Origin of the sequence: Streptomyces sp. NPDC050674, from assembly GCF_040654575.1 — a bacterium.
Lineage (GTDB): Bacteria > Actinomycetota > Actinomycetes > Streptomycetales > Streptomycetaceae > Streptomyces.
The window spans coordinates 148,360-168,751 of sequence record NZ_JBFAIG010000007.1 but is presented as its reverse complement, the minus strand read 5'-3'; the positions used below and the strand labels follow the sequence as shown (position 1 = coordinate 168,751).

The following is a 20,392-nucleotide window of genomic DNA, read 5'->3' as shown; positions in this document are numbered from 1 at the left end:
ATTCAGGAGAGTGACGTGACGACCGGAGCCACCGTCTGGCTCACGGGTCTGCCGAGCGCCGGCAAGACCACGATCGCCTACGAACTGGCCGGCCGGCTCCGCGAGGAGGGCCGGCGGGTCGAGGTGCTCGACGGCGACGAGATCCGCGAGTTCATCTCGGCGGGCCTCGGCTTCAGCCGCGAGGACCGGCACACCAACGTGCAGCGCATCGGCTTCGTCGCCGAACTGCTCGCCCGCAACGGCGTGCTGGCTCTCGTCCCGGTCATCGCGCCGTACCAGGACAGCCGGGACGCGGTGCGCAAGCGGCACCAGGCGAACGGCACCGCCTATGTCGAGGTGCACGTGGCCACGCCGGTCGAGGTGTGCAGCGAGCGGGACGTGAAGGGCCTGTACGCCAAGCAGGCCGCGGGCGAGCTCACCGGGCTCACCGGGGTCGACGACCCGTACGAGGCGCCCGAGTCGCCCGACCTGCGCATCGAGTCGCAGAACCAGACCGTGCGGGAGTCCGCCGCTTCCGTGTACGCCCTGCTCAGCGAAAGGGGACTGGCATGACGACGACCGTCGCCACCGTTTCCGAGGGGACGGAAAGCCCCTACGCGCTCTCCCACCTCGACGCCCTCGAGTCCGAGGCGGTGCACATCTTCCGCGAGGTGGCGGGCGAGTTCGAGCGGCCGGTGATCCTCTTCTCCGGCGGCAAGGACTCCATCGTCATGCTGCACCTGGCGCTGAAGGCCTTCCGGCCGGCGACGGTGCCGTTCTCGCTGCTGCACGTGGACACCGGGCACAACTTCCCCGAGGTCCTCGACTACCGCGACCGCACGGTGGCGAAGCACGGGCTGCGGCTGCACGTGGCCTCCGTGCAGGACTACATCGACCGCGGCGTGCTCAAGGAACGCCCGGACGGCACCCGCAACCCGCTCCAGACGCTGCCGCTGACCGAGAAGATCCAGGCGGAGAAGTTCGACGCCGTCTTCGGCGGCGGCCGCCGCGACGAGGAGAAGGCCCGGGCCAAGGAGCGGGTGTTCTCGCTGCGCGACGAGTTCTCCCAGTGGGACCCGCGCCGCCAGCGCCCCGAGCTGTGGAACCTGTACAACGGCCGCCACGCGCCGGGCGAGCACGTCCGGGTGTTCCCGCTGTCCAACTGGACCGAGCTGGACGTGTGGCAGTACATCGCCCGGGAGGGCATCGAACTGCCGGAGATCTATTACGCGCACGAGCGCGAGGTGTTCTCCCGCAGCGGCATGTGGCTGACCGCCGGCGAGTGGGGCGGGCCGAAGGACGGCGAGAGCGTCGAGAAGCGGCTCGTGCGCTACCGGACCGTGGGTGACATGTCCTGCACCGGCGCGGTGGACTCCGACGCCGACACCATCGAGAAGGTGATCGTCGAGATCGCCGCCTCCCGGCTCACCGAGCGCGGTGCCACCCGCGCCGACGACAAGATGTCCGAGGCCGCGATGGAAGACCGCAAGCGCGAGGGGTACTTCTAGAGATGAGCACCATCACCACCGAGGAACTCGCGGAGACCACCCTCCTGCGGTTCGCCACCGCCGGTTCCGTCGACGACGGCAAGTCCACCCTCGTCGGGCGGCTGCTGCACGACTCCAAGTCGGTCCTCACCGACCAGCTGGAGGCCGTGGAGCGCGTCTCCGCCAGCCGCGGCCAGGAGGCCCCGGACCTCGCGCTGCTCACGGACGGCCTGCGGGCCGAGCGGGAGCAGGGCATCACGATCGACGTGGCGTACCGCTACTTCGCCACCCCCCGGCGGCGGTTCATCCTCGCCGACACCCCGGGCCATGTGCAGTACACACGCAACATGGTGACCGGCGCCTCCACCGCCGAGCTGACCGTGATCCTGGTCGACGCGCGCAACGGCGTCGTCGAGCAGACCCGCCGGCACGCCGCGATCGCCGCCCTGCTGCGCGTCCCGCACGTGGTCCTCGCCGTGAACAAGATGGACCTCGTCGGCTACGAGGAGAAGGTGTTCGCCGCCATCGCCGAGGAGTTCACGGCGTACGCGACCGAGCTGGGCGTCCCCGAGGTCACCGCGATCCCGATCTCGGCGCTCGTCGGCGACAACGTCGTGGACGTCTCCTCCCACATGGACTGGTACGGCGGCCCGACCGTGCTGGAGCACCTGGAGACGGTGCCGGTCAGCCACGACCTGAGCCACTGCCACGCCCGGCTGCCCGTGCAGTACGTGATCCGGCCGCAGAGCGCGGACCACCCGGACTACCGGGGCTACGCCGGCCAGATCGCCGCCGGTTCCTTCCGCGTCGGCGAGTCCGTCACGGTGCTGCCGTCGGGCCGCGCCTCGAGGATCTCCGGCATCGACCTGCTGGGCGAGCCGGTGGACGTGGCCTGGACGACGCAGTCGGTGACCCTCCTGCTGGAGGACGACATCGACATCTCCCGCGGCGACCTGATCGTGCCCAGCAAGGACGCGCCCGCGACCACCCAGGACATCGAGGCGACCGTCTGCCATGTCGCCGACGCTCCGCTGACCGTCGGGCACCGGGTGCTGCTCAAGCACGGCACCCGCACCGTCAAGGCGATCGTCAAGGACATCCCGTCCCGCCTCACGCTGGACGACCTGTCCCTGCACCCGCATCCGGGACAGCTGGTCGCCAACGACATCGGCCGGGTGAAGATCCGTACCGCCGAGCCGCTGCCGGTCGACTCCTACGCCGACTCGCGCCGGACCGGCTCGTTCATCCTGATCGACCCGAACGACGGCACCACCCTCACCGCCGGCATGGTCGGCGAGTCCTTCGCGGCGCCGGAGCCGGTCAAGGACGGGTCCGACGACGACGGGTGGGACTTCTGACATGAACTCCCCCGACTTCTACTCGATGTTCGCCAAGGAGGGCGGCCGCGTCGGCAGCGGTGCTCTCGGCAGCGGGCAGGGCGGAGTGGCGCGATGTGTGCGCTGACGTACGCGCACCGCTTGCGCGCCCTCACCCCCCACCGCCGTAGACGAAAACCTGCCGACCTCCCGGCCACGACCTGAAAGACCGTGACCGCCGGGCCTCCGAGAGGACCACCTCCCGTGCCTGCTTCATCCGCTCTTCGCCGCAGCCTCGCGGTCATCGCCACGCTTCCCCTGCTCACTCTGGCCGCCTGCGGCTACGGCTCCCAGGCCCAGGACGACGGCGCCGCCAAGGTCGCCGCCGGGGCGAAGAAGATCGACGGCCTCGACAAGGTCAAGATCGGCTACTTCGGCAACCTCACCCACGGCACCGCGCTGGTGGGCGTGCAGAAGGGCTTCTTCCAGAAGGCCCTCGGTGCCACCGAGGTCGAGCCGGCCGTCTTCAACGCGGGCCCCTCGGAGATCGAGGCGCTCAACTCCGGTTCCATCGACATCGGCTGGATCGGCCCCTCCCCCGCCATCAACGGCTACACCAAGTCCGGCGGCAAGAACCTGCGCATCATCGGCGGTTCGGCGTCCGGCGGGGTGAAGCTCGTGGTGAACCCGGACAAGATCAAGTCGCTGAAGGACATCAAGGGCAAGCGGATCGCGACCCCGCAGCTGGGCAACACGCAGGACGTGGCGTTCCTCAACTGGGCCGCGGACCAGGGCTGGAAGGTCGACCCGCAGAGCGGCAAGGGCGACGTCACGGTCGTCCGCAGCGACAACAAGGTCACCCCTGACGCCTTCAAGTCGGGTTCCATCGACGGCGCCTGGGTGCCGGAGCCGACCGCGTCGAAGCTGGTCGCCGAGGGCGGCAAGGAACTGCTCGACGAGTCGACGCTGTGGCCCGGCAAGAAGTTCGTGATCACGAACATCATCGTGCGGCAGCAGTTCCTCAAGGAGCACCCGAAGGTCGTCGAGGCCGTGCTCAAGGCCTCCGTCGAGACCAACAAGTGGATCAACGCCAACCCGGACGCGGCGAAGCAGGCGGCGAACAAGCTGCTGGAGAAGGAAACCGGCAAGGCGCTGCCCGCCGACGTGCTGGACCCGGCATGGAAGTCGATCCGGTTCACCGACGACCCGCTGGCCTCCACCCTCAACACCGAGGCGGAGCACGCGGTCAAGGCCGGGCTGCTGGAGAAGCCGGACCTGAAGGGCATCTACGACCTCGCGCCGCTGAACAAGGTCCTCAAGGCCGAGGGCGAGCCCGCGGTCGACGACGCCGGTCTCGGCGTGAAGTAAGCCCGCATCCCGTAGCCGCATGAAGAGTTCCCAGGAGGTGACGACCATGGCCACGACCCTCGCCAAGGCCGCAGACGGCACCGAGGCTGCCACGCACGCCGCCCGGATCGCACACGTGTCGAAGTCGTTCGCAGGGCCCGCCGGGCAGCAGCTCGTCCTGGACGACATCACCCTCGATGTCGCGCCCGGAGAGTTCGTCACCCTCCTGGGGGCCTCGGGCTGCGGAAAGTCCACCCTGCTCAACCTGGTGGCGGGCCTGGACCGGCCCACCGCCGGTGAGATCGCCACGGACGGCCGGCCCGCGCTGATGTTCCAGGAGCACGCGCTGTTCCCGTGGCTGACCGCCGGCAAGAACATCGAACTCGCCCTGAAACTGCGGGGCGTGCCCAAGCCCGAGCGCCGCGAGCGCGCCGAGGAACTGCTCGAACTGGTGCGGCTCAAGGGCGCCTACGGCAAGCGGGTGCACGAGTTGTCGGGCGGTATGCGCCAGCGTGTCGCGCTGGCGCGGGCCCTCGCCCAGGAGAGCAAGCTGCTGCTGATGGACGAGCCGTTCGCGGCGCTCGACGCCATCACCCGGGACGTGCTGCACGACGAGCTGACCCGGATCTGGCGCGAGACGCAGGTGTCCGTCCTGTTCGTCACGCACAACGTGCGCGAGGCGGTCCGGCTCGCGCAGCGCGTGGTGCTGCTGTCCTCCCGCCCGGGCCGCATCGCCCGCGAGTGGCGGGTGGACATCGCGCATCCGCGCCGCATCGAGGACACCGCCGTGGCGGAGCTGTCCGTCGAGATCACCGAAGAACTGCGTGGGGAGATCCGCCGTCATGGCCAGCACTGATTCGACGACCGTCGCCAAGGACGGCAGCGATCTCGCCGGTCTGGAGGCGGGGCTCGACGCGCTGGAGTCGAGGCAGACGCTCCGTACGCCGTTCCGGCAGACCCTTCTCCAGAAGGTCCTGCCGCCCGTTCTCGCCGTCGCGCTGGTGCTGGCCGTCTGGCAGGCGCTCGTGTCGTTCAAGGTCGTCGAGGACCCGACCAAGCTGCCCGCTCCGTCCGCGGTGTGGGACGTCGTCCGGACGGCGTGGCTGCGGGGCGAGCTGCTCGACTACATCTGGACCAGCGTCTCGCGCGGTCTGCTCGGCTTCTGCCTCGCCCTCCTGATCGGCACGCCGCTGGGTCTGATCGTCGCCCGGGTGAAGTTCATCCGCGCCGCGATCGGCCCGATCCTGTCCGGCCTGCAGTCCCTGCCGTCGGTCGCCTGGGTGCCCCCGGCGGTGATCTGGCTGGGCCTGAACAACTCGATGATGTACGCGGTGATCCTGCTCGGCGCGGTCCCGTCGATCGCCAACGGCCTGGTCTCCGGCGTCGACCAGGTGCCGCCGCTGTTCCTGCGGGCGGGCCGCACGCTCGGCGCCACCGGCCTGAAGGGCACCTGGCACATCGTCCTTCCGGCCGCCCTGCCCGGTTATGTGGCGGGCCTGAAGCAGGGCTGGGCCTTCTCCTGGCGCTCCCTGATGGCGGCCGAGATCATCGCGTCCTTCCCCGACCTCGGCGTCGGCCTCGGCCAGTTGCTGGAGAACGGCCGCAACGCCAGCGACATGGCCATGGTCTTCGAGGCCATCCTGCTCATCCTGATCGTCGGCATCGCCATCGACCTGCTGATCTTCAGCCCGCTGGAGCGGTGGGTGCTGCGCAGCCGCGGCCTGCTGGTGAAGAGCTGACGCCCATGAACAACAAGCCCGTCCTCCTCGTCATCGCCCACGGCAGCCGCGACCCGCGCCATGCCGCGACGGTGCACGCCCTGGTGCGCCGGGTGCGCGCGACGCGCCCCGACGTACGGGTGGAGACGGGCTTTCTGGACTTCAACGTCCCCTCGGTGCAGGGGGTCCTGGAGTCCCTCGCGGTGCAGGGCGTGCGCGATGTCGTCGCGCTGCCCCTGCTCCTCACCCGGGCGTTCCACGCGAAGGCCGACATCCCCGCGGTCCTCGCCGACGCGCCCCCGCGGCTGCGCATCCACCAGGCGGACGTCCTCGGCCCGTCCCCCCTGCTCACGGCCGCCCTGGAGCGCCGCCTGCACGAGGCGGGTCTGACCCCCGCCGACAGGTCCTCGACCGGGGTCGTCCTGGCCTCGGCGGGGTCCACCGACCCGGAGGCGATCGCAGTGATCGCAGACATCGCGCGGGAGTGGCGGCACACCGGTTGGTGCGCCGTGCGGCCTGCGTTCGCCTCCGCCGGTTCTCCCGCCGGGTTCCCCCGCACCGAGGACGCCGTACGCGAACTGCGCGCCCTGGGCTGCTCCCGCGTCGCCGTCGCCCCGTACGTCCTGGCCCCCGGCTTCCTCCCCGACCGCATCGCCCGGGGCGCGGCGGACGCGGACGTCCTGGCGGACGTGCTGGGGGCGGCGCCGGAGGTGGCGCGGGTGGTGCTGGAGCGCTACGAGGCGGCGCGGGTGCCGCTGCCGGCGGCTGTGAGCGCCTGACCGGTCACGCCGCCGTCTCCTCGTGCGGTTGCGGCTGGAGCGCGAAGGAGTACGGGGCCCACGGGCCGCTGATGTCCACGCGGAGGCCGGGGACGCCCCGGGCCGCCGCGAGAACGCCCGTGCGGAACGCCGCGACACGGTCCTTCGGGACGAGGTAGGCGGCGTTGCCGATGTTGGTGCCCGGGGCCGGACCCGCCGGGCTGCCGCGTTCGAGGGTGTGGGCGACGCGGTCGACCGCGAGGGCATTGGCCGTTTCCGTGAGGCGGGCCGCGGCCAGGGCGACGGTGCGCCAGGCCTCCTCGTTCCTGCGCTGTCTGCGGCGGCGGACGACCTGGAAGGCGCGTCCGACCCCGAGGCCCGCGAGCGGGTCCTGCGCGGGCTCCGTGCCGGCCCCGGGCGGGGTGATGTCGGCAGCGGCGTAGAGCTTGACGCCGAGTTCGACGGAGCCGGTGAGGCGGTCGAGCAGGGAGAGGAAGTAGGCGCGGCGGGTGTCCAGGGCCTGTCGGGCGGTGTCCTCGTCGCGGTAGACGGTGGCCAGGCGCAGGGGGAGCACGGCGGCGCCCGAGGCGGCCAGGGCGGCCACCACGGCGTGGTGGGAGCGGACCGTGGACTCCATCCAGTCCAGGTCGTGGAGGTGGGCCTGGAGGGGAGCGTCGGCGTAGTCGGCGGGCGGGACGCGGCCGACGGCGAAGGCGAGCCCGGGGCCGGTGATCGCCGGGTCGACCAGGTGGACCGGCTCTCCGGCCACACCGCGCAGGCGGGCGGTGGCCGCCGCGGCCTCGGGGGTGCGGCGCAGGACCGCGTAGGCGTAGACGAGGTTCGTGTCGCTCATGACTGCGGGCTCCTGTCGGTGGCCGTGCGATGCCTCTCGCGATGCTCCGTTCTCGTGCCGTCCGTCCGTAGGTACGGCAGGCACGGCACCGGTGTTCAGGTGAACGGTGAACGGGTCGGCCTCGACGCGTTGGGACCGCCTGGAGGTTTCCACGCGCCCCGCACGGGGAGCCGCGGCGTCACGTCGCCCGGACGTCGAACGGGGTCGCTTGATGGAACCAGAGCAGCCAGCGGCCCTCCGTGCGCCGCCACAGCGAACTGCGGTGGGCGCGGCTGCCGTCGTACGCCGTGTCGTAAGTGAGGTGGACCAGGTCCGGGGCGAGCTGCACGCCGCGCAGGGCGGAGACGGCGACGGGCCGGGCTCCCGGCTCGGTGGTCGCGGCCAGGGAGGCGATGATCGCGGCGCGGCTCCAGTGCCGGCCGGAGGCCCCGAACTCCTGGAAGTCGGGGTGCAGCAGCGCCCCGGCCCGCTCGGGCGAACACCGGACCTCCGGGGTGAGCAGGGCCAGTTCGCCCTCCATCGCCGCCTCGACGGCCGCGTTGTGCTCAGGCATCTGTCATCTCCACCAGTTTGACGACGGTGTTCCAGTTGCGGGTCGTGGCGATCAGGCCCTTGTTGAGGCGCGGCTTCGACAGCTGTTCGGCCAGTTTGGAGCGGCCCAGCCCCTGCGGCGCGTACAGGTACAGCGCCCGGTCGCCGAGGCGGAACTCCTCGGGGAGGTAGGCCTCCTGGTCGATCTCCGCGAAGCGGTCGGGGGTGACGGGCGCGGAGAAGTAGGTGACGTGGAGCTGCTTGGGCTCCAGGCCGGCGGCCGGGAACGGGCAGGCCTCGGCGATCGCCCGCAGATAGGCGTGGTCGCGCACGATCAGGTCGACCCCGAAGCCGAAGCGCTTCTCGACGGCCCGCGCGATCCGCGCGGCCAGCGTCTCCTCGTCCCCGTGGGCGGAGGCGAACACGGCCTGGCCGCTCTGGAGGTAGGTACGGACGTCGTCGAGACCGAGGTCCGTCAGGAGCGCGCGCAGGTCGGCCATGGGGACCTTCCTGCTGCCGCCCACGTTGATTCCGCGCAGCAGGGCCGCGTATGTCGTCGTCATCCGCTCACGATAAGGCGGCCGTCGTGCCCCGTGGGGGTGGGCACGACGGCCGCTCCGGGCGACTGCCCGGGCCCGTAAATTACTCACCGGTCGTTGTGGGGCACAACCGTCTGCTCAGGATCCACACACCCCGGGGCGGCCCGGCCCGTCCGCCGATAGGTGTAAGGGACCACCGTCCGTGCGGCTCCTCCCCAGTGGGGAGAGGGCTCGGTCCGCGGGGATGAGGTCCGGTCCCCTCACCTCACCGGGCAGCACGACGAGATGGCCTTATCCGGCCCATACCTTCGAATCGGAAGGGGGCGGCAGGGGGTCGCCACCGCATCACGAGGGGGCAGGCCCGTCATGGGGAACGGAGACATACGGGTGCGGGGTTTCGCCGCCCGGGCCGGCGGCTGGAGCGCCCGGCACCGATGGGCCGCCGTCGGCATCTGGGTGCTGTTCGTCGTCCTGGCGATGGGGCTCGGTTCGGCGGCGGGCCGGGTCGACGTCAAGGACAGCGACCAGTTGAAGGGCGAGACGCACACCGCCGCGCGGATCATCGAGGACGCCGGGATCGACGAGCCGGCCGGTGAGACCGTGCTGATCCAGGCGAAGGGCGGTGACCTGAAGGCGACGGACCGCGAGTTCCGGGACGCCGTCGACGCCGTCGTGCGGGCCGTGGAGGGGACCGGCCGGGTCGCCGAGGTGACCTCACCGTACGACACCAGGACGATCTCGAAGGACGGCCGCAGCGCGCTGGTGCAGTTCGACATGCGCGGCGAGCCGGACACCGCCGGTGAGCGGGTCGAGCCGGTGCTGAAGGCCGTCGAGAAGGTCCAGCAGGACCACACGTCGCTGCGGATCGAGGAGATCGGCGGCGCCAGCATGATGAAGACGTTCTCCGACGCGTTCGGCAACGACTTCCAGAAGGCCGAGTACTCCGCGGTGCCGGTGGCCTTCGGCATCCTGCTGATCGCGTTCGGCGCGCTGGTCGCGGCGCTGCTGCCGGTGGCGCTGGCGCTCACCGCGATCATGGCGACGATGGGCCTGATGGGCGTGGTCAGCCACATCATGCCGATGAGCGAGACCGCCAACTCCGTGATGCTGCTGGTCGGCATGGCGGTCGGCGTCGACTACTGCCTGTTCTACCTGCGCCGCGAGCGTGAGGAGCGCGAGGCCGGGCGGGACGCGCAGACGGCCCTGAGGATCGCCGCCGCGACCAGTGGCCGGGCGATCGTCGTCTCGGGTGTCACCGTGTGCGTGGCGATGGCGGGCATGCTGTTCACCGGGCTCGCCGAGTTCGAGGCGATGGGCCTGGCCTCGCTGATGGTGGTGGCCGTGGCGATGGTGGGCTCCGTGACGGTGCTGCCCGCGCTGCTGTCGCTGCTGGGCGAGCGCGTCGAGAAGGGCCGGATCCCGTTCCTGCGCCGGCGCAAGCCGGGCGGTGGCAGCCAGGACAGCCGGTTCTGGACGGCCGTGCTGCGGCGCGTCCTGGCCAAGCCGGTGATCGCCGTGGTCGTGTCGGCCGGTGCGCTGCTGGCCATCACGGCTCCCGCGCTCGGGATGAAGACGCAGCAGTTCACCCTGGACCAGGAGTTCGGGGACTCGCTGCCCATCGTGGAGACGTACAACCGGCTCAACGACGCCTTCCCGGGCGGCTCCGAGCCGGCCGAGGTGATCGTGAAGGCGCACGACATCAACGCGCCGGAGGTGAAGTCCGCACTGGCCGACTTCCGTGACCGGGCGATCAGTTCGGGTGCTTCCCGGGGCCCGGTGGAGATCAAGCTGCACGACGCGCAGAACGTGGCGTTCGTCTATGTGCCGCTGGTGGGCGGCTCCGACCTGGACAAGGCCGGGGTGAGCCTGGACACGCTGCGCGACGAGGTGCGTCCGGCCACGCTCGGCAAGGTCGACGGGGTCGAGGCGCCGATCACCGGGCAGGTGGCCGGGTCGAAGGACTTCAACGACCAACTGGCCGGTGCCGTGGTCCCGGTGTTCGCGTTCGTGGTGGTGTTCGCCTTCCTGCTGATGCTGCTGTCGTTCCGCTCGCTGACCATCGCGATCACCTCGATCGTGCTGAACCTGCTGTCGGTGGGCGCCGCGTACGGCATCCTCGTCGCCGTGTTCCAGCACGGCTGGGGCGCGTCCCTGGTGGGTGCGGAGGGTGTCGGGGCGATCATCACCTGGCTGCCGCTGTTCCTCTTCGTGATCCTGTTCGGCCTGTCGATGGACTACCACGTGTTCGTGGTCTCGCGGATCCGTGAGGCGCGGCTGCGGGGCCTGGCGACGAAGGACGCGATCCGGCACGGTGTGGTCACCACGGCCGGGGTGGTCACCAGTGCCGCGGTGATCATGGTCGCCGTGTTCGCGATCTTCGGGACGCTGTCGATGCAGTCCATGAAGCAGATGGGCGTCGGCCTCGCCGCCGCGGTGCTCATCGACGCGACGATCATCCGGGGTGTGCTGCTGCCGGCGGTGATGACGCTGCTCGGCGAGCGCAACTGGTACCTGCCGAAGTGGCTGCACCGGCTGCCGGACCTCACGCACGACGAGACGCCCCAGGCGGTCGCCGGGGCGGCGGCACGGGACGACGAGGGCGAGCCCCTCAGGGTCTGATCGCCGCGGGCGGCATGTGCGCGGCGAAGCCCAGGTAGCCGAGGGTCGCCAGGGCGTTGGCCGAGGGCCCGTTGGTTGTGCAGGCAACCAACGGGCCCTCGCGCACGCCCCGGCCGGGCCGGCCGCCGCGCCCTGGTCAGGCCGGCCGCCGACGTCCTGTCCGTCCGCCACCGCCCGCTCGCCCGTCCACCGCCGGCTCGTCAGTTCAGCCGCCGCACCTGGAGCACCCGCGCGTCGCAGCGCACGATCTCCAGCTCGCGGGCCGGGCGGGCGCCCCCGAAGGTGAGGGTGAGGTGACGGTCCGACACGAACTGCCAGCGGCCGGGCACGGCGTCCGGGGCGTCACCGCGTCCCAGGGGGTGGTCGATGACGATGCCGTCGGGGGTGAACTCCATGCCTCGGCGTCCGCGCGCCGGCGGGAAGGGGAAGTCGTCCGGCCGGTAGACCCGCACGTCCTCGTGGTCCTCCTCGTAGGAGTGGAGCCACGAGCGGAACAGGTCCGTCGGAGGCTCTCGCATACCGGCCACCTCGCTCGTTCCACGCCGTCCGCATTGCCGCTCTTATGCCAAAGTGACTAGAATTATCAGTGTATGGGTTCGGAGGGAACGGGCAACCGACCGCTCCGCCCCGGCGTCGCCCGGCCCTCGCGGCGCGTGTCAGAACGCGCATTCCGCAGCCGCGTGCGCGGCACACACCCTCGCCCTCCCGGGACACCTCATGTCCGATGCGCAGGCATTCCTTCGCGCCACCTCGCCCGACTACAGCCGCTGGTGCGGCGCCATGGAGGTACACCGCAGACTCCTCACCCTGAACCCGGAGTACGCCGAGAACCGGGCCCTGATCGAGAACACCGCGTTCGCCTACGAGTCGATGGAGCAGGTCACCGCCCGGCAGGGCCTGATCGACATCCCCGTCGTGGTGCACGTCGTGTACAGCACCCCCGAGCAGAACGTGAGCGACGCCCAGATCCACAGTCAGATCGACGTGCTCAACCGGGACTTCCGGGCGGCGAACCCGGACGTGAGCAAGGTGCCCGAGGTCTGGAAGGACCTGGTGGCCGACGCGCGTCTGCAGTTCCACCTCGCCCGGACCGACCCGCTGGGCCGGCCCACGGACGGCATCACGCGGACCAGGAGCGCGAACGCGGACTGGGACACCGACGACCTGGTCAAGTTCAGCCTGAGCGGGGGTCACGACGCCTGGCCCGCGGACATCTATCTGAACCTGTGGGTCTGCCAGTTGCGCCGCGGGCTGCTGGGTTACGCCCAGTTCCCGGGTGGCGCCGCCTCCACGGACGGCGTGGTGGTCACGCACAGCGCGTGCGGGACCACCGGAACCGCCGCGGCGCCGTTCGACGGTGGCCGCACGGCCGTGCACGAGATCGGGCACTGGCTGAACCTGCGGCACATCTGGGGCGACGACGACGAGGGGTGCAGCGGCAGCGACTTCGTGGCGGACACCCCCAACCAGGCGGGGGCGAACGCCGGTTCCCCCACCTTCCCCCATGTGACGTGCGGCAACGGGCCGGACGGCGACATGTTCATGAACTACATGGACTACACCGACGACGCCGCGATGTTCATGTTCACCAAGGGGCAGTCGGCGCGGATGGACGCCACGCTCGACAACGCCCGCCTGACCCTCACCCGTCAGGCCGTCGCGGTGTGACGACGGCCTGACGCGGCAGGGCGGCTTCAGGACCTGCGGGCGGCCAGTTCGGCTTCGACGAGGTCGGCCGCGCGAGCGGTGCCGCCCTCCTGGGCCCGTGCCTGGAGTTCCTTCAGCCGGCGGGCCACCTCGGGGTCCCCGACCAGGGCGAGGCCGGCCTCGCGCAGGCTCGTACCGGTCGCCTCCTCCATGGGCAGGTACCGGGCCACGCCGAGATCCTGGAGCACCTCGGCGTTGCTGAACTGGTCCACGGCCTGCGGCACGGCGATCATCGCAGTGGCGGTGGCCAGGCCCTCCTGACTGCCGCCGGCGCCCGCGTGGGTGACGAACAGGTCGGCTTGCCTCAGGATCGCCAACTGCGGGACCCAGGTACGCACTTCGACGTTACCCGGGACGTCCGCGAACTCGGCCGGGTCGACGTGCTTGCCGACGCAGAGCACCAGATGCCAGCCCGGCAGGTCGCCGAACGCCTCGACGCACTCGCGGTAGAAGCCCGGCTGTTTGGTGAAGGCCGACCCGAGGGAGACGAGCACGACCTTCCCGGCGTCGGCGGGCCGCTGCCAGCCGCCCTCGGCGGCGCGGTCGCCCTGGCAGGCGCCGACGAAGGAGTACACCCCCTCGTCGACACGGTCGGCGTTCGGCTGGAGCGCCTTGGGCATCAGGACGATCGAGCGGTCCGGGCGCCCCGCGAAGTCGTCGGGGTGCCGCGTGATCCCGTTCTCCTCCAGCCAGGCGTGGAAGCGGGCGTAGTAGGCGCGGCCCCGCTCGGTCTTCTTCGGCTCCTCCCACAGGGGCCGAAGGACCTCCTCCTCGTATCCCTCCCAGGCGACCATGGCCGGCGAGAGGGAGACCGCGGGGACGCCCCAGCGGTGGGCGAGGACCCGGGCCGGGTAGGAGGCGATGTCGTGCAGGACGAGGTCGGGCTCGTCGCCCGCGTACGCCTCGATCAGCTGCGGCAGGGCCTGGATCGCGTCGTCGAGGAACGGCTCCACGTTGTCCAGCAGCGTGTTTCCCCACGCCTCGGGGTCGTCGTCGGGTGAGGGCAGTGTCGTGTTCCAGGGCTTCACCTCGGCGCCGGTGCCCGCGACCTTGTCCGCGAAGACCGGCGGGATGGCGTAGGTGACCCGGTGCCCGCGCGCCACGAGCTCGCGGATCACCTCCAGACTCGGGTTCACGTGGCCGTGGGCGGCGATGGAGAACATGGCGATGTGGGCGCGACTGGTCATGCGCCGGACCCTATGCGAGACGATACGTCTCGTGCAACCTTATCGGACGGCCACGCGAAGCACTCCGGCTGGGTGAGGGCGCGGGCGCGCAGGGCACGAGCCGCGAGTCGATCTCGTCCGGTTTTCCGCTGGGTCAGCGTTGGTAGCGTGCGAGCACCAGGTTGCCGTCCTCCTCCAGCCGTTCGCGCAGTGCGCCGAGGCCGATGGCCCCGCTGTAGTACTCCTGAAGGGCGGGGGTGGCCACCTTGTCCTTCCACTCCGGGTAGCCCCGGACCGTCTGCGCCGGTGCGGGGCGCAGGTGGGCGGCGAGGGCGGTGCCGGTGGCCCAGCCGTGCCGCGGGGTGCGCAGTGCGGGGTCTTCCAGCGCCTGGCTGCCGGTGGGCAGCATCCAGTCACCGAGGGCGAGGCGGACCATGTTCCCGGGCCGCAGCAGGAAGTCGAGGAACTCGGCCGCCTCCTTCTTGTGCGGGCAGTCCTCGGCGATGGAGAGGGTCTGGGGGCTGACGCCCTGGGTGAGTCCTGCGGTGCCCGCCGGGGCGGGCAGCACCTGCCAGTCGAAGCCCTTCGGGGCCTGCTGGACGATCTGCTGCCGGTAGGAGAAGCCGAGCGGGACCATCGCGTACCGGCCGCCGAAGAAGCCGGGCAGCGTGTCGGAGCCGCCGCTGCCCAGGGTCGTGGGCGAGGCGCTGCGGTCGGTGTTCGCCTGCTCGTGGATGGTGCGCGGCACCATCTGGTCGGCCTCCTCGAACCGGATCGTCACCTTGCCGTCCGGCCCGCGGTGGAAGAGCTGTCCGCCCGCCGACAGGGAGAGGTTGAGCGTGGCGGAGACGGGTTCCTTCAGCGGCCAGGCGACGCCGTACCTCCCCCGGCCGCTGAGGCGTTCGGTGATCCGGCGGAACTCGGCCCAGCTCCAGGGCTTCTCGGGGGTCGGGATGCGCACGCCGGACTTCCGCAGCCAGGCGGTGTTGGCGATGAGCACGCGCGGTTCCTGGAGGAACGGCACGCCGTAGACGCCGTCCCCGAACGTCGTGGTCTCCCAACTGCGCCGCGGGATGTCCGACTTCAGCCTCGCCGACAGCAGGCCGGTGAGGTCGGCGAGGTAGCCGCCGTAGGCGAAGTCCGCGAGGTCGTCGGAGGCGTCGTGGATGACGTCGGGTGCCTCGCCGCCCTCGAAGGCGGTGAGGAGCTGGTCGTGGACGCTGTCCCAGGTGCCCTGCACGTACTCGACCCGGACGTCGGGGTGACGGGCGTTCCACTCGTCCACCAGCTGCTCGGTGGCCCGGACGGACTCCTCCTGCCAGGCCAGGGACTGGAAGCGCAGGGTGATACGGCCGTCGTCGCGGGTGCCGCCGGAGGAGCAGCCGGCGAGCAGCAGCAGGAGCACCAGGGCCAGCAGACGTGCGCGCATCAGCTCTTCACCGCCCCGGTGAGCATGCCGCCGGTGATCCGCCGCTGGATGAGCGCGAAGACGACCAGGGAGGGCAGGGTCGCCAGGCACGCCGCCGCCGCGAGGGGGCCGAGGTCGGCGACGCCCTCGGCGCCGATGAAGTGGGTGAGGACCACGGGAAGGGTCTGCTTCTGCGGTGTCTTGAGGAGGACGAGGGCGAAGAAGAACTCGTTCCACGCGGTGATGAACGCGAACAGGGCGGTCGCCACGATGCCCGGCGCGAGCAGCGGCGCGGTCACCGACACCAGGGTCCGCACCCGGCCCGCCCCGTCGACCGCCGCGGCCTCCTCCAGTTCGGGCGGCACGGCCCGTACGTACCCGGCGAGCATCCACAGCGCGAAGGGCAGCGCCCACACCACGTACACCAGGACCAGCCCCGGCAGGGAGTTGATCAGCCGGAGGTTCTTCAGCACCAGGAACAGCGGGATGATCAGCAGCACGAACGGGAACGCCTGGCTGACCACCACCCAGCCCGTCACCGCCTTGGCGAGCCGGGTGCGGCGCCGGGCGGTGACGTAGGCCATCGGCGTCGCGATCAGCACCGCGATGACGGCCGCCGCGAGCGCGGCGACCAGGGAGTTGAGTGCGGCGTGCAGCAGCGGCTGTTCGTCGAAGGCCTGCCGGAAGTTGGCGAGGGTGGGGTCGTCCGGGATCCAGGACGGGTGCAGGGCGCCGAGTTCGCGCGGCGGCTTGAACGCGGTGGAGAGCAGCCAGAGGAACGGGAAGGCGAGGAAGACGAGGTAGGCGAGCAGCGCGGTGTACTGGCCGATGCGCGCCGGGCGGCTGGTCCTCACGCGTCGTCACCTCCCCTGAGTCGGCCGGCGAGGAACACGGCCAGGGCGATGGAGATCCCGGCCACCATCACGCAGCCCATCGCCGCCGCGTAGCCGAACTGCCCGTAGCGGAAGGCCTCCTCGTAGGCGAACAGCATGGGCAGCCGGGTCCGGCCGCCCGGGCCGCCGTTGGTCAGGACGTAGACCAGGGCGAAGGAGTTGAAGTTCCAGATGAGGTTGAGCGCGGTGATGGCGAGGGCGACGGGTCTGAGGGCGGGCCAGGTGACCGTGCGGAAGCGGCGCCAGGCGCCCGCGCCGTCCACCGCCGCCGCCTCGTGGAGTTCACGCGGGGTGTTCTGGAGCCCGGCGAGCAGCGCGACCGTCGTCTGGGGCATGCCCGCCCAGACGCCGACGACGATCACGGCGGGCAGTGCGGTGGCCAGTCCGCTGAGCCAGTCCCGGCCGCCGCCGAGCCCGATGTCGCGCAGGGTCTCGTTGAGGATGCCCGCGTCCGGGTTGTAGACCAGCCGCCACATGATGCCGACGACGACCTCCGGCATGGCCCAGGGGATGATCGCCAGGGCGCGGGCCAGCCAGCGCAGCCGCAGGTCTTGGTCGAGCAGCAGCGCGAGGCCCAGGGCGAGCAGGAACTGCGGCACGGTCACGCCGACCGCCCACACCACCCCGATCCGGAACGACTCCCAGAACAGGGTGTCGTGCAGCAGGTCCCGGAAGTTGAGGGCGCCGATCCACCGGGTGGGCTCGGTGCGGCCCGACTGGGCGTCGGTGAAGGCCAGCAGGATGCCGTACAGCAGCGGCCCCACGCTGAGGACGAGGATCGGGACCAGGGCGGGCAGCACCAGGAACCAGGCGCCGTGGTCGACGGCCTTCCGGGGCCGGTTGCGGCCGGGTCCGCGGCCGGCCCGCCTCACCGGGGGCGAAGGAGACGACGCCTCGGTCACCGGTGTCACGGAATCAGCCCCTTCGCACCGCTCGGCCCGCCTGGTCATGCTCGTGAAGGCCGTATGCCTCGTCAAGGCACCGGCTACGCGGTCCGGCCCGCGCCGATGCGACACTGACCGGTGGATGGCCGGAACCCGACGGCCGGAGCGCGGACGACGGAGGCGGACGATGGACGAGGCACGGGCGCGGGACGTGCTGGCCGCGGCGGGGGTACTGCCCGGTGCGGCCCGGGAGGCGCGGCTGCTCGCCCTGGGCGAGAACGCGGTGTTCGCCGCCGGTGACCTGGTCGTCAAGGTCGGCCGGGACGCCGAACTGATGGACCGGGCGCGCCGGGAACTGGACATCGCCGTGTGGTTCGCCGAGGCGGGTGTGCCGGCGGTGCGGGCGGCCGAACCGAAGGCGCTGCTGGTGGGGGGACACCCGGTGACGGTGTGGCACCGGCTGCCGGATGCCGTGCGGCCGGCCGAGCCGCGGGATCTGGCCGAACTGCTGCGGGTCGTGCACGCCACGCCACCGCCTCCCTTCGAGCTGCCGGGCCGTGATCTGCTGGGCGGGGTGGAGCGCTGGCTGCGGCTCGCGGGGGACGCGATCGATCCCGCGGACGCGGCGTATCTGCGCGAGCGGCGGGACGGGTTCGCCGCGCGCGCTGCCGCGCTCACCCCGCACCTGCCGCCGGGACCGATCCACGGGGACGCGCTGCCGCGCAATGTGCACGTCGGCCCCGACGGGCCCGTGCTGGTGGACCTGGAGACGGTGTCCGCGGATCTGCGGGAGCACGATCTGGTGGTGATGGCGCTGGCCCACGACCGGTACGGCGTCCCGGACGAGGCGTACGCGTCGTTCGTGCGGGCCTACGGCTGGGACGTACGCGCGTGGGAGGGCTGCGGGGTGCTGCGCGGGGCCCGGGAGACGGCCAGTTGTGCGTGGGTCGCCCAGCACGCCCCGGGCAACCCGAAGGCGCTGGCCGAGTTCGAGCGGCGGGTGAGGTCCTTGAGGGACGGGGACGAGACGGTGCGGTGGTATCCGTTCTGACGGCCTGAGAGCTCGCTCAGACCGGCTCGTCCGCCAACTCCCGCAGCGGCCAGGCGCCGTCGACCAGGGCCGTGGTGTCGCCCTTGCCGCGCAGGAAGCTCTGGAAGTCCGCCGCCCACTGCGCGTGCCACTCGATCTGGCGATGGTGCAGGGCCGCCGGGCCGAGCATGGCGATCTTGGGGTGGCGGTCGGCTATCGCGACGGCCAGGCGGGCGGCCGCCAGGGCGTCGGCCAGGGCGTCGTGGGCGGCGTCGAGCACGACGCCGTACTCGGCGCAGACCGCTTCGAGGTTGCGTTTGCCGCGGCGGTAGCGGTCGACCCGGCGGTCGATGGTGTACGGGTCGATGACCGGGGCCGGATCCATGCCGCCCAGGCGGTCCCGCAGGGACGGCAGACCGTGGCGCCGCAACTCCGCGCTGAGCAGGGTGAGGTCGAAGGTCGCGTTGTACGCGACGACCGGTACGCCCGACTTCCAGTAGGAGGTGAGGACCTCGGCGAGGGCGTCCGCCACCTGGTCGGCGGGGCTGCCCTCGGCCGCCGCGCGTTCGCTGCTGATGCCGTGCACCGCCACCGCGTCCTCCGGGATCGGCACACCCGGGTCGGCGAGCCACTCCCGGCGCCCCATCGGCTCCCCGCCCCGTACTTCGATCACGGCGCCCGTGACGATGCGCGCCTCGCGCGGGTCCGTGCCCGTCGTCTCCAGATCGAAGCCGACCAGCAGCTCCCGGTGCCAGCCCATGGGCGGTCCCCCTTCATGTGGTGCGTTCCCCCAGTGGTCCCCACCTTCCCACGCACCACTGACAATCAGAGGATCGCGTTCCGCTCACCCGGCGGCGGGCCGCAGAACCACCCCACATCGGGACACAGGTCACGACACCGGCCGCGAATCCGCCCACATCACCTCGAACTCCTCACGGTAGGTGGGGAAGAGGCCGCTTTCGTCCGCCTCGCCCGCCTTGACCACCTTGCCGCTGTTGCGCAGCACTAACACCGGCGCTTCCATGCCCCGGGTGCGGCGCAGGTAGTTCTGCACGACGGCGATGCCGTCCGCGCCGTCGCCGTCCACCAGATAGGCCGTGAAGCGGGGCGTCTCGTCGAAGACCTGGATCTCGAAGGCGCCCGGGTCCCGCAGCCGGGCACGCACCCGGCGCATGTGCAGGATGTTCATCTCGACGGCCCGGCTGAGCTCGCCGCGCTTGATGCCGAGTTCGCGCTCGCGCCGCTTGACCGCGCTGGAGGCCGGGTTGAGGAACAGCAGTCTGACCCGGCAGCCGGACTCGGCCAGCCGCACCAGACGCCGCCCGGAGAAGTTCTGCACGAGCAGGTTCAGGCCGATGCCGATGGCGTCGAGGCGGCGGGCGCCGCCGAAGATGTCCTCGGCCGGGAACTGCCGCATCAGCCGCACCCGGTCCGGGTGGACGGCGACCACGTCGGCGTAGCGGTCGCCGACCAGGTCCTCGACGGCGTCGATCGGCAGCCGGCGCGCCGACGGCACGTCCCCGCCCGCGCCGAGCATCTCCAGCAGCCGGGCCGAGGCGCGCTCGGCCTGGCTCAGCACGGCCTCGGACAGGGCTCGGTTGCGGGAGACGACGTTGCGGGTGACCTCCAGCTCGTCCAGGGCGAGTTCGACGTCACGGCGGTCGTCGAAGTACGGCTCGAAGCAGGGCCAGTGCTGCACCATCAGCTCGCGCAGCTGCGGCAGGGTGAGGAAGGACAGCACGTTGTCGTCGGCCGGGTCGAGCAGATAGCCCTTGCGGCGGCTGACCTCGCGTACGGCCACCGCGCGCTGCACCCACTCCTGGCCGGCCGGTCCGGCGGCGGCCACCACCCAGTCCTCGCCGTGCACGGGTTCGTACACGGGCCGCAGCACGGCGGCGACCACCGCGCGCAGCCGCTGTTCCACGAGGTTCAGCCAGATGTAGGCCCGGCCGGCCCGCTGGGCGCGGGTGCGCACCTCGCGCCAGGCGTCGGCGCCCCAGTCCAGTTCCGGGCCGATCGAGCCCGTCGCGTCCATCGGCCGCGCCAGGGACACGGCACCGGTCGGGACGTCTGCGGAGTTCCCCTCGTGACCCTCGTCACCCGGGGGCAGCTCCAGCCCTCCCGTGCCCACCCGCGCACCGCCTTCCACTCCCCCGG

At 71.6% G+C, this 20,392-nt stretch carries 19 protein-coding genes and 1 pseudogene; 10 read left to right on the top strand and 10 right to left on the bottom strand.

Annotated features, from left to right (window positions below):
- Positions 1-15 precede the first annotated feature (15 nt).
- The 7 genes from cysC (at position 16) to AB0I06_RS14240 (ending at position 6,626) form a co-directional block, all read left to right on the top strand.
- On the top strand, positions 16-552 hold the full coding sequence (cysC, locus tag AB0I06_RS14270) for an adenylyl-sulfate kinase (protein ID WP_363119057.1): 537 nt from the start codon (positions 16-18) through the stop codon (positions 550-552).
- On the top strand, positions 549-1,487 hold the full coding sequence (gene cysD / locus AB0I06_RS14265) for a sulfate adenylyltransferase subunit CysD (RefSeq protein ID WP_363119056.1): 939 nt from the start codon (positions 549-551) through the stop codon (positions 1,485-1,487). Before cysC ends, cysD begins: the two co-directional genes overlap by 4 nt.
- A 2-nt stretch (positions 1,488-1,489) precedes the next feature.
- The gene (locus AB0I06_RS14260) at positions 1,490-2,824 is read left to right on the top strand and encodes a GTP-binding protein (RefSeq protein ID WP_363119055.1); all 1,335 of its coding nucleotides are present in this window, start codon (positions 1,490-1,492) and stop codon (positions 2,822-2,824) included.
- 222 nt (positions 2,825-3,046) lie between these two features.
- Positions 3,047-4,150, top strand: coding sequence for an aliphatic sulfonate ABC transporter substrate-binding protein (locus tag AB0I06_RS14255; RefSeq protein ID WP_363119054.1), 1,104 nt, complete (start codon positions 3,047-3,049; stop codon positions 4,148-4,150).
- A 46-nt stretch (positions 4,151-4,196) separates the two neighbouring features.
- A complete protein-coding gene (locus AB0I06_RS14250) occupies positions 4,197-4,985 on the top strand; it encodes an ABC transporter ATP-binding protein (protein ID WP_363119208.1) in 789 nt (262 codons plus the stop codon).
- Positions 4,972-5,868 (top strand): ABC transporter permease, encoded by an 897-nt coding sequence (locus AB0I06_RS14245; protein ID WP_363119053.1) that lies wholly within the window; start codon positions 4,972-4,974, stop codon positions 5,866-5,868. The genes AB0I06_RS14250 and AB0I06_RS14245 overlap by 14 nt, the downstream gene beginning before the upstream one ends.
- Positions 5,869-5,873: 5 nt before the next feature.
- Positions 5,874-6,626 carry a sirohydrochlorin chelatase gene (locus AB0I06_RS14240; RefSeq protein ID WP_363119052.1) on the top strand — a complete coding sequence of 251 codons (753 nt, stop codon included), beginning with the start codon at positions 5,874-5,876 and terminating at the stop codon, positions 6,624-6,626.
- 4 nt (positions 6,627-6,630) lie between these two features.
- On the opposite strand, the gene AB0I06_RS14235 is transcribed toward AB0I06_RS14240, so the two are convergent.
- From AB0I06_RS14235 to AB0I06_RS14225, 3 genes are all read right to left on the bottom strand, one after another.
- Positions 6,631-7,458, bottom strand: a complete 828-nt coding sequence (locus AB0I06_RS14235) for a GvpL/GvpF family gas vesicle protein (RefSeq protein WP_363119051.1) — start codon at positions 7,456-7,458, stop codon at positions 6,631-6,633.
- A gap of 178 nt (positions 7,459-7,636) precedes the next feature.
- Positions 7,637-8,011: a DUF4440 domain-containing protein gene (locus AB0I06_RS14230; RefSeq protein ID WP_363119050.1), complete on the bottom strand. Its 375-nt coding sequence runs from the start codon at positions 8,009-8,011 to the stop codon at positions 7,637-7,639.
- Positions 8,004-8,552: a DUF1697 domain-containing protein gene (locus tag AB0I06_RS14225; RefSeq protein WP_363119049.1), complete on the bottom strand. Its 549-nt coding sequence runs from the start codon at positions 8,550-8,552 to the stop codon at positions 8,004-8,006. The genes AB0I06_RS14230 and AB0I06_RS14225 overlap by 8 nt, the downstream gene beginning before the upstream one ends.
- A gap of 342 nt (positions 8,553-8,894) precedes the next feature.
- Here AB0I06_RS14225 and AB0I06_RS14220 point away from each other — a divergent pair, with 342 nt between their 5' ends.
- On the top strand, positions 8,895-11,147 hold the full coding sequence (locus tag AB0I06_RS14220; RefSeq protein WP_363119048.1) for an MMPL family transporter: 2,253 nt from the start codon (positions 8,895-8,897) through the stop codon (positions 11,145-11,147).
- A gap of 200 nt (positions 11,148-11,347) precedes the next feature.
- Here AB0I06_RS14220 and AB0I06_RS14215 read toward each other — a convergent pair whose 3' ends face one another.
- Positions 11,348-11,665 carry a hypothetical protein gene (locus AB0I06_RS14215; protein ID WP_363119047.1) on the bottom strand — a complete coding sequence of 106 codons (318 nt, stop codon included), beginning with the start codon at positions 11,663-11,665 and terminating at the stop codon, positions 11,348-11,350.
- A gap of 199 nt (positions 11,666-11,864) precedes the next feature.
- On the opposite strand from AB0I06_RS14215, the gene AB0I06_RS14210 reads away from it, so the two are divergent.
- Positions 11,865-12,815, top strand: a complete 951-nt coding sequence (locus AB0I06_RS14210; protein WP_363119046.1) for a zinc metalloprotease — start codon at positions 11,865-11,867, stop codon at positions 12,813-12,815.
- A 26-nt stretch (positions 12,816-12,841) separates the two neighbouring features.
- Here the strand turns inward: AB0I06_RS14210 and mgt are convergent.
- The 4 genes and pseudogenes from mgt to AB0I06_RS14190 form a co-directional block, all read right to left on the bottom strand.
- Positions 12,842-14,084 (bottom strand): annotated as a pseudogene (mgt, locus tag AB0I06_RS14205) (macrolide-inactivating glycosyltransferase).
- A gap of 90 nt (positions 14,085-14,174) precedes the next feature.
- Positions 14,175-15,449, bottom strand: coding sequence for a sugar ABC transporter substrate-binding protein (locus AB0I06_RS14200; protein ID WP_363119045.1), 1,275 nt, complete (start codon positions 15,447-15,449; stop codon positions 14,175-14,177).
- A complete protein-coding gene (locus tag AB0I06_RS14195; RefSeq protein WP_363119044.1) occupies positions 15,449-16,282 on the bottom strand; it encodes a carbohydrate ABC transporter permease in 834 nt (277 codons plus the stop codon). Before AB0I06_RS14195 ends, AB0I06_RS14200 begins: the two co-directional genes overlap by 1 nt.
- On the bottom strand, positions 16,279-17,232 hold the full coding sequence (locus AB0I06_RS14190) for a sugar ABC transporter permease (protein ID WP_363119043.1): 954 nt from the start codon (positions 17,230-17,232) through the stop codon (positions 16,279-16,281). Before AB0I06_RS14190 ends, AB0I06_RS14195 begins: the two co-directional genes overlap by 4 nt.
- A gap of 160 nt (positions 17,233-17,392) precedes the next feature.
- On the opposite strand from AB0I06_RS14190, the gene AB0I06_RS14185 reads away from it, so the two are divergent.
- Positions 17,393-18,256 carry an aminoglycoside phosphotransferase family protein gene (locus AB0I06_RS14185; RefSeq protein ID WP_363119042.1) on the top strand — a complete coding sequence of 288 codons (864 nt, stop codon included), beginning with the start codon at positions 17,393-17,395 and terminating at the stop codon, positions 18,254-18,256.
- Positions 18,257-18,272: 16 nt separating this feature from the next.
- Here the strand turns inward: AB0I06_RS14185 and AB0I06_RS14180 are convergent, their stop codons facing one another.
- Positions 18,273-18,995: a 3'-5' exonuclease gene (locus AB0I06_RS14180; RefSeq protein WP_363119041.1), complete on the bottom strand. Its 723-nt coding sequence runs from the start codon at positions 18,993-18,995 to the stop codon at positions 18,273-18,275.
- 129 nt (positions 18,996-19,124) lie between these two features.
- Positions 19,125-20,366: an SAV2148 family HEPN domain-containing protein gene (locus tag AB0I06_RS14175; RefSeq protein ID WP_363119040.1), complete on the bottom strand. Its 1,242-nt coding sequence runs from the start codon at positions 20,364-20,366 to the stop codon at positions 19,125-19,127.
- Between the last annotated feature and the right edge of the window lie 26 nt (positions 20,367-20,392).